Annotated in this window: 10 protein-coding genes; 4 read left to right on the forward strand and 6 right to left on the reverse strand. The window is 52.4% G+C overall.

From position 1 onward, the window contains the following. Positions 1–43: 43 nt before the first annotated feature. Both SK3146_RS16585 and SK3146_RS16590 read right to left on the reverse strand, forming a co-directional pair. Positions 44–1,579, reverse strand: a complete 1,536-nt coding sequence (locus tag SK3146_RS16585; RefSeq protein WP_249866035.1) for an extracellular solute-binding protein — start codon at positions 1,577–1,579, stop codon at positions 44–46. Between the two features lie 431 nt (positions 1,580–2,010). Continuing rightward, entirely contained in the window at positions 2,011–3,549 is a 1,539-nt protein-coding gene (locus SK3146_RS16590; RefSeq protein WP_249866036.1) for an extracellular solute-binding protein, read from the reverse strand. 193 nt (positions 3,550–3,742) lie between these two features. Here SK3146_RS16590 and SK3146_RS16595 point away from each other — a divergent pair, with 193 nt between their 5' ends. Together SK3146_RS16595 and SK3146_RS16600 are read left to right on the forward strand one after the other, a co-directional pair. Beyond that, positions 3,743–6,055 carry a helix-turn-helix domain-containing protein gene (locus SK3146_RS16595; RefSeq protein ID WP_249866037.1) on the forward strand — a complete coding sequence of 771 codons (2,313 nt, stop codon included), beginning with the start codon at positions 3,743–3,745 and terminating at the stop codon, positions 6,053–6,055. 634 nt (positions 6,056–6,689) lie between these two features. Further along, complete coding sequence (locus SK3146_RS16600; protein ID WP_249861330.1) at positions 6,690–8,177, forward strand: IS1182 family transposase; 1,488 nt, start codon at positions 6,690–6,692, stop codon at positions 8,175–8,177. 116 nt (positions 8,178–8,293) lie between these two features. On the opposite strand, the gene SK3146_RS16605 is transcribed toward SK3146_RS16600, so the two are convergent. Beyond that, the gene (locus SK3146_RS16605; protein WP_249866038.1) at positions 8,294–9,190 is read right to left on the reverse strand and encodes an AraC family transcriptional regulator; all 897 of its coding nucleotides are present in this window, start codon (positions 9,188–9,190) and stop codon (positions 8,294–8,296) included. Positions 9,191–9,328: 138 nt separating this feature from the next. Between SK3146_RS16605 and SK3146_RS16610 the strand changes: the two genes are divergently transcribed. After that, on the forward strand, positions 9,329–10,711 hold the full coding sequence (locus SK3146_RS16610) for an alpha-glucosidase/alpha-galactosidase (RefSeq protein ID WP_249866039.1): 1,383 nt from the start codon (positions 9,329–9,331) through the stop codon (positions 10,709–10,711). Positions 10,712–10,888: 177 nt separating this feature from the next. Here SK3146_RS16610 and SK3146_RS16615 read toward each other — a convergent pair whose 3' ends face one another. From SK3146_RS16615 to SK3146_RS16625, 3 genes are all read right to left on the reverse strand, one after another. Continuing rightward, positions 10,889–11,620 carry a ZIP family metal transporter gene (locus SK3146_RS16615; RefSeq protein ID WP_249866040.1) on the reverse strand — a complete coding sequence of 244 codons (732 nt, stop codon included), beginning with the start codon at positions 11,618–11,620 and terminating at the stop codon, positions 10,889–10,891. Positions 11,621–11,764: 144 nt separating this feature from the next. Further along, positions 11,765–13,168 carry an NAD-dependent malic enzyme gene (locus tag SK3146_RS16620; protein WP_249866041.1) on the reverse strand — a complete coding sequence of 468 codons (1,404 nt, stop codon included), beginning with the start codon at positions 13,166–13,168 and terminating at the stop codon, positions 11,765–11,767. 150 nt (positions 13,169–13,318) lie between these two features. Continuing rightward, on the reverse strand, positions 13,319–14,344 hold the full coding sequence (locus tag SK3146_RS16625; RefSeq protein ID WP_249866327.1) for a redoxin domain-containing protein: 1,026 nt from the start codon (positions 14,342–14,344) through the stop codon (positions 13,319–13,321). Between the two features lie 254 nt (positions 14,345–14,598). On the opposite strand from SK3146_RS16625, the gene SK3146_RS16630 reads away from it, so the two are divergent. Then, on the forward strand, positions 14,599–15,393 hold the full coding sequence (locus SK3146_RS16630; RefSeq protein ID WP_249866042.1) for a C40 family peptidase: 795 nt from the start codon (positions 14,599–14,601) through the stop codon (positions 15,391–15,393). Positions 15,394–15,578: the final 185 nt, after the last annotated feature.

Raw genomic sequence — 15,578 nt, forward strand, 5'->3', positions numbered from 1 at the left:
GCTCAGCAGCCTTTGCCCTTGAATCACCTCTTATGGAGACCGCTTATTTGCCGACGTTGCTTTTATATTGCTCGTTAAATTCGTCGATGATTTTTTGTCCGCCGTCATTTTGCCATTTCTTCACGGCAGCTTGATATCCCGCTTCGTCAATCTTGCCCATAATGAATTGATACGTAGCGTCTTTAATTTGATCCTGCAGTCTTGCGCCCTTCTCGTTGTACGTTTTGGAGTCGAGGGAAACCGACGGATCGGTCACCATGAATTTCACTGCCGCATTGGATAAATTGTTCGCTTTCTCGGCAACCGGCAGCGTGTAGAAGGAAGGCGTTACGTTAGTCGTTTCGTATAGAGCCATGTTCAGGTACGGTCTGACTTCCTTCTCAACCAGCTTGCTGTCTGTCGAAGGCAGCACCTTGCCGTCTTTCTTCGTGTAATGCTCGCCTTCTACGCCGTATTTCAGCAGATCGGCGATTTCCGGAGAGTAGAACTTATCCATCACGTTCAAAATCGCTTTCAGGTCTTTCTCCGTCTTCACGGAAGATTTAGGGAACAGAACGACGGTGCCGTAGCCGGAAAGACCCCAAGTCACGTTTTTGCCGCTGCCGTCTTTAATGTCGTTAAGCACATCGTATTTCGCTTCCGGCAAGTTCTTTTCCGTCTTTTCCTGCATCGTTTTGACATCGCCCATCGTACCGATGTAAACACCCGCTCTGCCTGTATACATCAGGTTTTGCTGGTCCGTTTTGCTCGTAACCGGGAAGTCCTGGTTGATCAAGCCTTCGTCGCGCAGCTTCTTGTAAAATTTAAGCGTATCCATATATCCGTTGGTCATGAAGTCCGGTATTAGCTTGCCGTCTTGAACGCCCCAGCCGTTCGGCGTGCCGAAATACATCGAAATTGTTTTGAAGGAGCCGTAGATCAAGTCGTTGCGGTCTGCAAGCGGAATCGTTTTATTGCCGCCGGCCAAGTCAGCTTCTTTAAATTTCTTCAGCATGTTGTAAATATCGTCCACTGTCTGCGGAGCCGGGATGCCGAGCTTGTCCGCCCAGTCCTTGCGGTAGATCAGACCGGAACGGGCCGGCTGTCTTTCCTGATACAACGTATAAATTTTGCCGCCGACTTCCGTGTTTTTCAGTACATTTTGATCCAAGCCCTTCAGGTTCGGGTAGTCTTTCAAATAAGGCCCGATTTCCCAGAACTGCCCGTTCTTGATGGCATCCCGCATTAAGACGAAGGACGCCTGATTTTTCAAATAAACGACTTGAGGCAGCGAGCCCGTTGCGAAGGCGGCTTGGAACTTCTCATCGTAAGAGCCGTCCGGAACCCATTGAATCTCAAGCTCGGAGTTCGTTTTTTGCTCCAATATTTTCTCGATTTTATCCGACGGCACCTCTGTGGTCTGCAAATCGGCCATAATCGTAATTTTCACCGGCTGTTGACTGGTCTCGGCGGAATCTGCCGCAGCGCCGCCCGTATCCGTCGCTTTGCTGCCGCTGCTGCATCCGGCCATCACGGAACCGGCAAGAGCGAGTGTGCAAATAGCGCTGATCCATTTCAAATCTTTTGAAGATTTTCTCATTTTCTCTTCCTCCCAATTTCATAACTGTATTCATAAAAGGAACTTGCTCTGCTTCTAGTAGCTGTGTCTTTCATCTGTCGAGTACTAATGTACCCGCTCGGAAAGATTTCGTACATTATCCCTGACTCACATCTTAGAAACCCAGTAATGACGCGGGTTTGAGCATTTCCTATATGCAGAAATTAACCTGCTGAAGCGCCTGCACACCGCTTTTGTAACGGCGCTGAACGCCCTGATCGGGCTTATGGATAGCTCCGGCAATCGGACCAAAAGAACAAATCCCCCAAAAGTGACGTGATGCTCTGAAGCTTATTCCAATTACTTTCGGGGAGCCCCCGGATATCCACAGGAAATTGGTGCGCATCATTTCCTAAACAACGAAAAAACCGCCAAGCGATTCTTGGCGGTTGTGCTATCGGATTATGCATTTATTACGGAGAAGCCGAGCGGCTTTTGCTGTACGCTTCTTCGTACTCTTTGACGATTTGGGAGCCGCCCTTATTTTTCCAGGACTCGATTTCGCTGCGGAAGCCCGCGGCATCGATTTTGCCCAAAATATAATTATAGGTCGCATTGGTCATAATCGAGGCCAATTCCGTACCGTGGGCATCAAAAGTCAGTGAGGACAACCCTACGGTCGGATCGTGAATCAGCATGCCCTCATTATCCGCAACAAGCCGGTTCACCTGCTGCAGGATCGGCTCCTGCCCTTGCTCGCTCTGCTTGAATAGATTGGGATTGCTTATATTTGCGATCATAAGAGACAGCAGCGGACGGACTTCCGCATTCATGCGCTGAAACATATCGGCAGGAACCGCCACTTCCCCGTTCTGAAGCACATAATGTTTGCCTTCCTGCCCGTACAGCATCAGATTGCTAACGTCTTTATTCATTGACTTATCAAAAAATGTCAATATCGCCTTCAACTCTTCTTGCGTTTTGATCGCCTTCTTGGAGAAAAGAAACAGCCCGCTGTAATCGGGAATCGACCATACTCCGTAGCCCTTCGGCCCCTGAATGCGGTTGACGAGCGTCAAATCGGCGGCGGCGTTCACCTGCTTCATTTCCTCCAGCATCCGAGGGGCGTCGGACAGACTGCCGACATAGACTCCCGCCTTGCCGCTGATCAGCATGTAACGCTGCAGCTGCTTGCTGGCTACGGGAAAATCTTTGTTCATAATATTCTCGTTGTACAGCTTTTTCATAAAATTCATCGTGTCCATATATTCCGGCGTCTCGAAGTCGGGAATAAACGCGCCGTTCGACAGCAGCCAATTGTTCGGCGTGCCGAAATAGGAGCTTAGCGTCTTGAATGCGCCGTAGACCAGATCATTGCGGTCAGTCAAGCCGATCGTATCCTGTTTGCCGTTACCGTCCGGATCGTTCAGAGTAAACGCTTTGATAACCTGATACAGCTCGTCGATCGTCTCCGGCGCCTTCATATTTAGCCGCTCAAGCCAATCTTTGCGGATCAGGATGCCCTGCCGGGAGGCCGGGCGTTCATTGTACAAACCGTAATATTTGCCGTCCAGCTTCGTTTCGTCCAGCGTATGTTTGCTTAGCGTTTTCAAATTCGGGTAATAGTCCAAGTAAGGGCCGATGTCCCAGAACATGCCGGAACGGATAGCGTTTTTTACCAAATTGTAGTCAATTTGCCTTACATAGGTAACCTGCTTTAATGTATTCGTTTCCAGCGCATTCATCATTTTATTCGTATAAATATCGTCGGGAATCCACTGTACGTTCAATACGGCCCCGGTTTTGGCGTTCAGTTCGTTCATAAGCTCGTCCGAAGGAGGTTGAGGCTGAAACAACGGCACCATCATACTGATCGGCGTCGGCGCTTCCTCCGGCTTCGCATCGTCCGTCCGGGCATCCCGTTTTCCATAAGAACAAGAGCTCAGGATCAGGATAGCCGCGGCGGTAAGCGCAATCAACCGGACCCGTCGCGCATCATAACTGCGTTTCATCTGCATTCCTCCTTCCTTCTGCTTTCCCTTTCATTCTAACATGACATTGTACACGAAAAAAGTCGAAAAAAACTGGCTTATCGTGACGAAAGTTTGTTATATTTGTCATGAATGCGATTGATCTAACAACTTTGAACTTGATACAATGAAGTGACGAGCTTCTGCAGACCAGCGCCTAAGGGAGGGGATACCGATGAGAAAATACAGCTTTTTGACCAAAATGACGCTTTTCGGCTGTATTTTGTGTACGCTTCCCGTGATCTTTATAGGCTTTTTCTCCTATATGAAATTTTCCAAGGAAATTCAGAAGCAGGTCAACTCGGAGCAGCTGCAAATATTGACTCAAATGAACTCCAACGTCGAGCAGACGCTGCAGACGGTGAATCACGCTCTGGATCAGCTGAACAATTCGACCGTCATGTCCGAGGTGCTGCGACGGCCTTTTACCGAACAAGATTTCATTTTATATAAAGATTTGCGCAAGGAAATCAGCAATACCCAGTCATTTTACACGAATCTGGAAGATGTCGTCATCGTCAATCTGAAGCAGAACTGGATGCTGAAAAATTCCGGCTTTTACCGCTTGGACGAATATCTTCATCATTCGCAAATTTCTAACCAGATGATGCTCCCGAACGCCACGTCGTGGGTTTTGAATCCAAGCTTGTGGTTTTACAGCGAGGAGAAAGCCAATGCCAGCACCTGCCCCTATACGATCAGTCTCGTTCAGAAGCTCCCTACCCAGGATTTGGACAAGTACGGGCTCGCCATCGCCAACATCTCTTCATGCAATATGCCGGGCATTCTCGATTATACGCCGCGGGAGTCGGAAACCGTGATGATTTTGGACGATCAGGACCGGATCATCTACCATAACGATCCTTCCATGATCGGCAGATATGCCATCAATACGGGTTTTATTAAAAATCCGGCCATATTCGACAAGCCCTCCGACCAGTTCCAAACGGAAGTAGACGGCAAAAAATATACGGCTACTTATTTGCGTTCCTCCTATAACAATTGGATTTATATGTCGATCATTTCGATCGACAGCCTGACCAAGGAATCGGTTAAAATCCGCAATTCGACCATCCTTGTCAGCATCATTATTGTGCTGCTGTTCATGACTGTCGCCTGGATCTCATCCAGACGGATGTACACGCCGATCCGCCGGATGATCAAGCAAATTCCCGTCAAGGATGATAGCTTCGGCGGGGCCCGGCAGAACGAATTCGATCTGATCGGCAGCATTATGCAGGACTTGTCGTTATCCAAAAGCAGGCTGGAACAGGAGACCCACCGCCATTTCCAGCAAGCGCGCGACTTCTTCCTCATGAAGCTCTTCCAGGGAACGATGCGGCGCAAGGACTTGACGGAGAAAACGGAGCAGCTCGGCTTCAGCGACAAACTGGACGGCTGGAAGGTCATGTCGGTCATTACCGTGCAAATCGATACGCTCGAAGACACGTCTTACGAAAAGGACGATCTGGACCTGCTGCTCTTCGCCATCAGCAATATCGCCGAAGAAACGATTCCTGCCGGCTTCCGTCTGCCTCCTGTCTCGATTGATCAGACGCTCGTCATTCTGGTCGGTCAAGAGGAGCGGCATTCGGAGGAATATACCCGCTGGATCTACTCGCTTACGGAATCTTTGCAGCAGATGATTCAGAACATTTTGAAGCTGAAGATCAGCATCGGCATCAGCCTGCCGTTCAACGACTTGAAGCATACGTCCATCGCTTATCGCGAAGGGCTGGAGGCGCTCAAGCATCGCATTCATCTGGGCGTCGGCGTCATTATCCATTACGCCAATATGAACGCGGGCAAGCATCAGCTCAATCTGGATTATCCGTGGCTGACGGAGAGCGAGATGTTCGACGCCATCCGGCTGGCCGACGAAGCGAAGGCGGTCGAGTCGTTCGAGCATTTGATGCATACGATTTTCAAGCACGAAATGTCGCCGCAGGAATATCAGGTGCCTATGATGAGGCTGCTTAACAATCTGCTCATTATGATCCAGGAGGCCGGCATTCGCCTCAATCAGCTTAATCCGGGCGGCGAGTCGTACTATGAGGAGCTGAACAAGCTTCATCTTGGCAAAGAGATCGAGGAATGGTTCCTTTCCCGGCTGATCCTGCCTCTGCTGCAAATTTTCCGCGAGCGGCTCGACTCGCAGTATCAGAGCATTTCCGAGACGGTGCTCGACCGCATTCACAAGGAGTTCGACACCGAGCTGACCATCGAGCAATGCGCGGCGGATTTGCATTATAACGCCAATTATTTAAGCAGCGTGTTCCGCAAGGAAACCGGCCAAACGTTCAGCGATTATTTGACCTCCTTCCGCATGACGATGGCTAAAAAATGGCTGATCGAGACGGATATGCCGATCAAAGATATCGCTCAGCGGCTGCAGTATCAACCGCAAAACTTCAACCGCTTTTTCCGCAAGCATGTCAGCATGACTCCGGGCCAATACCGCGAGAGCTTCCGGAAAAATCAATCCTGACCGGCGGCGTGCGCGAAATTAGCGGGCCGAAGGTGCGGTAAACCAAAGCAGGCTTCCCGGGTGGGAGGCCGCTTTGGTTTTTTTCGTTGTACCGGACTCCTGCTAAGAGCCCGCGATCAAGCAGGCTTCGCTATGCGGGAGTAGTCTGAAGAAGCCGATGGCGCTCGCGTTCGGGAAATGGCACTCGCAACGGCACAGCGGCCGTTATATCAACCCAATCGACCATTTTCGATTTCTAACGGACGCAGATGCAGCTATTGGTCGCCATAGCCGCCTTAGAAAGCCATTCGGAGCTATTTAAGCGCGCTGATGACCGTTTACGTTTAAAAAACGTCTGTTTGCGACGAATTTAGCTCGCTGGCGTCCGTTAACCTTTGAAACGGTTCGATGCCCGGCTCAGGGGCTGCCCCGCTGCAGTTCCCTTCTAAGCCGTTCGAGCGCTTGCCCGTTCCTGAGAAATAGGCTTGGGCGAGCGGTGTTTGCAGCCAAGCCATTGTCTAAACGGATACGTTGGACGCCACGGCTTGTTGTTCACCACGCTTCTAGGAGTCTGTCCGACGAAACAGGAAAAGCATAGTTTCGTCGCGAAACTTAACTGTAATCTGTTTATCTGGTAAAAAAGGGTGTGTGGTTTATGGCAAAATTTAAATCTTACTCCACGGAACAAGGTGAATTGTTTCCGATGTATTTGAGCGATTGGATCCCTGAAGATCATTTAGTGCGGCTTGTTAGCGACATCGTGGATCAGTTGGATCTCACGGTCATGACAAATCGGTATTCCCATCGCGGAGAAGAAGCCTATCACCCCGCCATGCTTTTGAAGTTATGGTTCTATGGCTATGCTACGGGTGTGTTCACCTCCCGGACCCTTCGTCAGGCTATGGATGAAAATATTCCTTTTCGTTGGCTATGTGGCGGCCATCGACCGGATTTCCGTACGCTCAGCGATTTTCGAAAGGATCACCTCGAATCATTACCGGGACTTTTCAAACAAGTGGTACACATCGCCATACAGCTAGGGTACGTGTCCCTCGGTCATGTCAGCATCGATGGTTCGAAGCTGAAAGCCCATGCATCGAAGCATAAGTCGATGTCGCGAGATCGGATGAACCAGGAAATCGAGCGTCTGGAAAAGGAAATCCGCGAAGCTCTCGAGCAAGCCGGCCAGATAGACGACCAAGAGAACGAAGAGCCCCTTTCGCTGTTGCCGGAATCGGTGACCAATCGCCAATCCCGACTTGAAAAAATCAGAGAGGCGCTCAGACAGTTGGAAACTCGCAAACCGGTAGAGGAATCGAAGACACCGGACAAAGATCAATTCAACTTTACCGATCCAGATTCCCAAATCATGGATACGAAAACCCAAGGCGTCATCCAAGGATATAATCCGCAAATTGCCGTAGATGCGGATCAGGGATTCATCGTCGGACTGCAGATGAACCCTAGCAGCAGCGACCAACACCAATTCCAGCCGGTGCTCGGTTCCATCCGCAACATAACGGGAAAGGTGCCCGAGAAAGTGAGTGCGGACGCAGGGTACTTTAGTGCGGACAACATTCAGGCGGCGACGAAGGCCGAGACCGACGCCTACATCGCGGCAACCCGTGAAAACAAGCAGCACGGGAATCCGTACGATAAAACCAACTTTACGTATATCCCGGAAACGGATACCTATGTGTGCCCAGCGGGACAAACGCTGATCCACAAGTACACATACTATGAAAAGGATCCTCAAAAAGCGACTCAATGGGTGTATATGAGCGATGCCTGCCTGACCTGCCCGTTTCAAAAGGACTGCGTTAAGTCCGGATCCGGTAAACGAAGGGTCAAACGCAATGAAGGCGATCCGATCCGAGAAGCCATGAGAACCAAAGTGCAAAGCGATGCCGGTAAAGACATTTACCGGTTACGTAAAGCCATCGTGGAACCCGCGTGGGGGCAAATGAAAGAATGTCAGGGCTTTCGTCAGTTTCACCTCCGTGGCGAAGATAAGGTTGAGGGTGAGTTCGTCCTTTTGGCTTTAAGCTATAATTTAAGAAAGCTTCATTCTGCCAGATATCCCAAACCATCCACGGTGTATAAACGGGAGAGGTCTGCCCAAAAACGTAAAAAAGCGGCGTAACTCCCACAAAGGCAAAGAAAGACACAGTGATTATACTCAAATCGTGATGAAAAATCATTTGAAAACCGAGTCTTACTCCGAAGGGACCTACAAAAGTAACTCCGTCGGACAGACTCCTAGGGCTCGATCCGCAAAAAATAGACGGGATCGCCTGTTTTGCCGATTCGGTATTCGCTGGGCGTCGTTCCGACAAAGGAGCGGAATACTTTGATAAAGTAATTCGTATATTCGAATCCCGTTTCCCTGCCGACCGATTCCACCGTCATATCCGTATGCCTGAGCAGCCAAGCCGCCTGTTCAATGCGGATTTTGCGCAAATACTGGTTCGGCGTAAGGCCGGTTTTCTTCGAAAACTGGCGGCAGAAATGATATTTGCTCAGCCCCGCCGCTGCCGCCATATCCTCCACGGACAAATCGGCGGCAAACCGCGACTTCATCAGCTTGATCGCGGCGCGAACGGAATCCGGCATCTCTTCGGGCGTGCGCACGATATCCCTGCCTTCGGCCAGCCGGTGCAGCGACATGAGCAGCTCGTACAAGCGCGCGGAAATCGTATACTTGTCCAGCTCGGGGTCCCGGTACACCTCCGCATACAGGCGGCTCAACACCGCCAGCGGCTCCCGATGCTCCCGGAACGAGACAACCGGGCCGAGCTTCTTGATCAGCGTCGTGAAGTGGCTGAGCGCATCCGCCCCGTTCACGACGATATAGAGAAACTCCCACTCCTCGCCCCCCTCCGGAAAATAGTACTCCTGATCGCCCGGCACGACGGTCATAAAACCGGTATCCTTAGGCAACGCGTATAACCGCTCCCCGTCCCGCAGCATCCCCTTGCCGGCCAGCGTATACTGGAACACGATCAAACCTCCTCCGCGCTCCATGCCGTTCCAGCGGTATGACGCCGCGGCGACCCGGTCCCATCCGATATTGATCAGACGAATCGGCAGCTCTGCCGGGCTGATATATTTGAAGCCGAAGCTCGTACGTGCGCATGCCTCATGAGGGATGAGCAATATAGTATCATCCTTTCGAAAATATGTTATCATTGTAAGCCTTTTCCTTATCGCTTATTATGAAACTGTCCGATTCGGAAGTCAACGGTCGCGTGCTTACTGATTATATATTTTTCGAGCGAAAGGGGAATTGGTTCGATGTTGAACATTGCAATGATCGGTGCGGGGAGTATCGGCTTCACCCGCAGGCTGGTTATGGACATCCTGGCGGTGGAGGAATTCCGCGATGCGCAATTCCGTTTCATGGATATTAACGAGGAAAGTCTCGACATGGCAGCGAGCCTGTGCCGGCATATGATCGAGAAGAACGGGCTTCCGGCCGTCATCCATGCGACGACTGATCAGAGGGAAGCTGTCGCCGGTGCCGACTATGTGTTCTGCACCGCCAGAGTCGGCGGGCTGGAAGCGTTCCGCCACGATATCGAAATCCCGCTGAAGTACGGCGTCGATCAATGCGTCGGCGATACGCTCGGACCGGGAGGCGTGTTCTTCGCGCTCCGCACGATTCCGGTGCTGCTCGATCTGGCCCGCGACATGCGCGAGCTCGCTCCGGGCGCCCTGCTGCTCAACTATTCCAACCCGATGGCGATGAATACTTGGGCGGTCCGCCGGGCCGGCGGCGTCCCGGTGATCGGGTTGTGCCACGGCGTGCAGCACAGCCACTCGCTCATCGCCAAGGCGCTCGGCCTGCCGAAGGAAGAGGTCGATTATACGGCGGCCGGCATCAATCACCAAACTTGGTTTATCGAGGTGTCCCACCAGGGCAGCAGCAGACTCGGGGATATTCTCCCGGCGATGGAGAAGCATTCCCAAATCGCCGCTCAGGAGCCGTGCCGCATTGATGTGCTCCGCCGCTTCGGGTATTTCTCCACCGAGTCGAACGGGCATTTAAGCGAGTACTTGCCTTGGTACCGCAAACGCCCGGAAGAAGTCTCCCGCTGGATTTATCCGGATACATGGATCGGCGGTCAAACCGGCGGTTATTTGAACCATTGCCTGAGCCGGGGAGACGAGTATAAAGAAAACTATCCGAAGTGGCTTAGCGGCGAATTGGAATCGATACGTCTGGGCGACCGCTCCGAAGAACACGGCTCCTATATTCTCGAAGCGCTCGAAACCGGGCGCGTCTACCGTGGTCATTTCAATATCGAAAACCGCGGCCTCATTACGAACTTGCCGGACGGCAGTACGATCGAGATTCCTTGCTACGTAGACCGCAACGGCATTCAGCCGACCTATATCGGCGCGCTGCCGCTGGCCTGCGCCGCCACCTGCCGCGTCAGCATCGGCGTCCAAGAGATGGCCGTCGAGGCCGCGCTGACAGGCGACCGCGAGCTTGTGAAGCAGGCGGTGCTGCATGATCCGCTGACCGCCGCGGTGTGCACCCCGGACGAAGTATGGCGCATGTGCGACGACATGTTCGAGGCGCTGGCCCCGTGGCTGCCGCAGTTCAACGGCGAGCGGCGCACATGGAAGGACATCCCTCAGCCCGGCGGAGGAAAGCTGTCCTTTATCCGCTAACCGACGTTCTCAAGCTCCAGCCGCTTCACCCCAAATAGGGCCCGGCAGTAAGCGCGCGCCGCCGATTTCTCGGCAGCCCGCTTCTCGCCGGGCCCAACTGATTACATCCTATGGATTAGCGTGTCCTCCTCCGCCTGCTTAAGGCCTAAGACAGACGCTGCGGCGTAAAACCGCCTCTCAGCGCAGCCAATGCGTCAAGCCGATCATCGTCAGCAAACCGACGATGAATGCGAACGTAGCCGGCCGCTCGTGCCCGTCTCCATGGCTTTCGGGAATCAGCTCCTTGTACACGACAAAGAGCATTGCCCCGGCCGCAAAGGCCAGTCCATAGGGTACAATATTATGAATTCGCGAAGTAAAATGATAGCCCGCAAAGCAGGCGCCCAGTTCGATCAGCGAGGTCCCGGCGGAATAAACCATCGTTCGCAGCTTGCCTACCTGCTGGGAGATGAGAAACAATGCAATCAGGAATCCTTCCGGCACGTTCTGCAATCCGATCGCAAACGAAACGAGCGGTCCCAAATCTTGATGCTCGCTCGCAAAACTGACGCCGACCGATAAACCTTCCGGTAAATTATGCAGCCCCATAGCAATAAGAAAAAACAGCGATTTGCCGTTCACCGCTTCTCTCTTAAATGAATGCTTCGGTTCGGTATGGGGAATCCACTTCTCCATCAAAGTCAGCGCCAGCGTCCCTCCGAGGATTCCGACGGTCAGCACCAGCATATTGGATAGCTTCAAAGCGGACGGGATCAAGCTGTATGTCGAAGCAGCCACCATAATTCCGGCCGTATACGCCAGCAGGCTGTCTCTGCCGCGATGAGACACGTGCTGGAGCAGCAATGCCGGAATTGCGCCGAGCACCGTGCACAAGGAAGCTATCGTCCCGCTAAGCGCCATCTCATCCATACCAAACCTCCGCATCTTATTTTGACATCTCCGCCTTTATCATGATATGTACAAGCACGAAAAAAAGAACAAGGAACTCGTCCCTTGTTCTTCGCGATGATTCGTTGGTCGCGGCTTTCGCCCGCTTCGGGGCAGCACCGTCTCTTAGCGGAAATCCGGCGGAATCCGGCGGGCGACTCCCGTGCTGATAGCCGCTTCAATAACAGCATGGCGCACATTCGCTACGACATGCTCGTTGAAAATACTCGGAATGATATACAGCTCATTGACTTCCGCGTCGCTGACGACCGAGGCGATAGCGCGGGCGGCGGCAAGCTTCATCTCCTCGTTGATGCGGCGGGCGCGGCAATCGAGCGCTCCGCGGAAAATACCCGGGAAGCAGAGCACATTGTTGATCTGGTTCGGATAATCGCTTCGGCCGGTCGCCATAACCCGCACATACGGCTGCGCCACTTCAGGCTCGATCTCCGGATGCGGGTTGGCCATAGCGAATACGATAGGGTCTTTGGCCATCGATTGCAGGTGATGGACCTTCAGCAAACCTGCGCGCGATACGCCGATGAACACATCCGCTCCTTGGATGACGTCATCCAGACTGCCTGGCTCCGCCTCCACCTGCGGCTGCTCGGCAAGCCATTGCCACATCGGCTGCTCATACGACCCGCCGCGTACGATAGCGCCGTCGCGATCGACCGGCACGAGGTGGTTCAATCCTGCGGCGAGCAGCATCTTGCACACGGATACGCCCGCTGCGCCGATGCCGTTGACGACAACGCGGATCGATTCGATCGGCTTGCCGACCACTTTAAGGGAATTGAGCAGCCCGGCCATCACGACGACCGCAGTACCGTGCTGATCGTCGTGGAATACCGGAATGTCCAGCTCCTGCTCAAGCCGCGACTCGATCTCGAAGCAGCGGGGAGAGCTGATATCCTCCAGATTGATTCCCCCGAAAATCGGGCTCATCGCCTTCACCGTACGAATAATTTCTTCCGTATCCTTCGTATCGAGGCAGATCGGGAACGCATCGACGCCGGCCAGCTGCTTGAACAGCATCGCTTTTCCTTCCATGACGGGAGCCGCAGCTGCGGGGCCAATGTCGCCGAGGCCCAGTACGGCCGTGCCGTCCGTCACGACGGCAACCGTGTTGCGTTTGATCGTCAGCGAGTACGCTTTATTGGGATTCTCATGAATCGCCGTGCAGACGCGGGCTACTCCCGGCGTATACACGCGCGACAAGTCATCGCGGTTTTTGATCGGCATGTTCGGGCTCATCGATATTTTACCGCCCAGATGCGCTAGAAACGTCCTGTCCGATACGTTAATCAGCGTAATTCCGGATAATTCCTTAATGGCGCTAACAACCTGCGCTTCCGCCGAATCCTGTACGTCCACCGTAATATCCCGTACGGAAGATTCCTTGCCGATGCGGATTACGTCAATAGAGGTGACATCGCCTCCGGCATGGCTGATCGCAGCCGCCACATCGCCAAAAGTGACCTGACCGTGAGTCAATTCTACCCGAAGAATAATACTTGTATTAGCCATTGACTAAAGCCCTCCTCGAAAAGTTCATCATTATGAACAATATTCATAATGATGAACTATAATGTATATCACATCATATCACGCTTGCCCTTGAATGCGCAATATGATTTTGTTTCGCTTTCATAGCAGGGGCATTATGCCGTTCGGCATTTACCGGACTGCTTTTTTAAGCATATCCTCGTCCATCGCTCCTTGATGCTTTTTGCGAATGATTCCCTGTTCATCTAACACATAAGTGGCCGGATACGCGGATATTTGATAGGTTTTCCCTACTTGGCCTTCCACATCCAACACCAGCGGAAAAGTCAGCCCCCAATGGCTCTTGAACGCCTCGACGGGAGCCTGGCTTACTTCGGTATGTCTGGCATCCACAGACAAGATGACGACGTCGCGGTCTTTGTACTCGCTATAAAACTTCTGCATAACGGGCATCTCGATCCGGCACGGCGGACACCAGGTCGCCCAAAAGTTGAGCAGCACTTTTTTTCCCCGGAAATCGGACAGCTTTACGGCTTGACCTTCCAACGTAAAAAGCTCAAAGTCCGGCGCCCGCTGACCGATGCCGAGCCCTTCCGCCGCATCCTCCGCAGCCTGAACGCCGAACCCTCCCGACTTCTCCCAAGTATTCGCAGCGACTGTGCTGATCAGCGCATGGAGTATGACGAAAGAAACGAACAGCGTCGATACGCCCCTGCTCCCCGCCTGCGGCCGTACTTTCCGCCAAGCTGCCAGCAAAACGATGCCGAGAACCGATATGACGGCATTAGTGGAAGCATTTCCCTCTAAAAATAAGACCGCCAAAATCCGATACAAAGTGTACCCCACCAAAATGGAGACAAGCCACGAATCTATATAAATGGTTCTGTTAGGGGATTTATGGTCCCGAAACCACACATAGCCTAACGTTATAAACGTTGCCAGCCAAATGCCTCGCATACCGCCGCTGCTATACAGCAGGTCCGCGGGATTTTCCAGCAAGCTTATCGGCTGAAACAGCAGCGCGCTCAACTTCCATAAGACAAGCCAAAGCAAAGCCGCATCCCAGGCCCTATCATAGCGGGCTTCCGGGGGCAGTAGACGGCGAAGCCGCGCTCGCAGCGTTATATACCCTGCCACCGCCGCAGAGGCCGCAATCACAATTTGGCTAGATAAGACCAACGGGCCAAGCGTCCACACGTTCAAATCCGCTACCTCCTGCTCCTAGTCCTTAATTCCAAACGGATTGTTGTCAGCGATATCGCGTTCTTATTTTTATTGTGTATCGGATGCTTGGTCATGTCAAACTCAAGTCTTTTTGCACTCCAATAGAACAATCTTATAGGCCCCTATACGAGGCAAACCTTTGCCTGCCGCTTTGATAAAAGGCGCCGGCAATTTACATAAAAAGGTTTGGAAACTACATCTTAGAACAACTGGAGGTAATTCAAAACATGAAGAAACAACTTGCCGCTCTACTGCTAGCCACAACTCTTACAGCCGGAATAGGCCTGGTCGCCCCTCATGAAGCTCACGCCGCATCGGCGCAAATCGTCAGCGGAGTCAATTTTAGAGACACGCCCAGCACTTCGTCCAAGGTGATCCGTATGCTGAAGAAGGGCGAATCCGTCAATATTGTTTCCAAGGTGAATAATTACTGGTACCAGGTTCGCGATGCCAATGGCAAAGTCGGCTACGTGTCCACAGACAGCAAATATATTAAATCTTCCTCATCCGGAAACAGCAGCTCCGGCAATAGCGGAAACAGCGGCAGCGGCTCTTCCAACAACAACACCAGCACCAATACCAGCGCTACGGTCACTAAAATTATTAACGCCGGTAAAAAATATCTCGGTACCCCGTACGAGTTCGGCTCCAGCCGTTCGAATACCAAAACGTTCGACTGCTCCGATTTCGTCCGCCAGGCGTTCAAAGACGGCGCAGGCATCACTCTGCCGAGCGATTCGCGTCAGCAAGCCGATTATGTGAAAAAACTCGGGAATACGACGACGAATTGGCATAATCTGAAGCCGGGCGATCTGATGTTCTTCATGGATTACAAAGGGACAAGCAAGTCCGCTTATCCGACGAATAAATCCAATCAGCGAATTTCCCATGTAGCGATCTACTTGGGCAACGGACAAGTTCTTCATACGTATTCCAAAGATTCCGGCGGCGTTCGCATAGACAGCATCGAAGGCAAGCATTGGGAATACCGCTTTGTGTTCGGCGGAAGCGCACTGAAGTAACTTCGGGCGCTTCATGGCGGCGATGCTGCGCCAACCGTTAAACCGGCAGCCTGCGACCATCTGCGTCGCGCTGCCGGTTTTTTTGTCTTGTCTGCTACCCCCGCAGCTCCTGCAAATCCATACTTATCTTATGCAATATGCTGCTGTTTTCCTTGGACGCTCCTGCAAAAAGCGCCGGGCATCCG

Source organism: Paenibacillus konkukensis (assembly GCF_023523925.1).
GTDB classification, from domain to species: Bacteria; Bacillota; Bacilli; order Paenibacillales; family NBRC-103111; genus Paenibacillus_S; species Paenibacillus_S doosanensis.

Coding starts and splice junctions, on each gene's coding strand:
- SK3146_RS16585 (WP_249866035.1), bottom strand. CDS start 1,579: ATGAGAAAATCTTCAAAAGATTTGAAATGGATCAGCGCTATTTGCACA.
- SK3146_RS16590 (WP_249866036.1), bottom strand. CDS start 3,549: ATGAAACGCAGTTATGATGCGCGACGGGTCCGGTTGATTGCGCTTACC.
- SK3146_RS16595 (WP_249866037.1), top strand. CDS start 3,743: ATGAGAAAATACAGCTTTTTGACCAAAATGACGCTTTTCGGCTGTATT.
- SK3146_RS16600 (WP_249861330.1), top strand. CDS start 6,690: ATGGCAAAATTTAAATCTTACTCCACGGAACAAGGTGAATTGTTTCCG.
- SK3146_RS16610 (WP_249866039.1), top strand. CDS start 9,329: ATGTTGAACATTGCAATGATCGGTGCGGGGAGTATCGGCTTCACCCGC.
- SK3146_RS16615 (WP_249866040.1), bottom strand. CDS start 11,620: ATGGATGAGATGGCGCTTAGCGGGACGATAGCTTCCTTGTGCACGGTG.
- SK3146_RS16620 (WP_249866041.1), bottom strand. CDS start 13,168: ATGGCTAATACAAGTATTATTCTTCGGGTAGAATTGACTCACGGTCAG.
- SK3146_RS16630 (WP_249866042.1), top strand. CDS start 14,599: ATGAAGAAACAACTTGCCGCTCTACTGCTAGCCACAACTCTTACAGCC.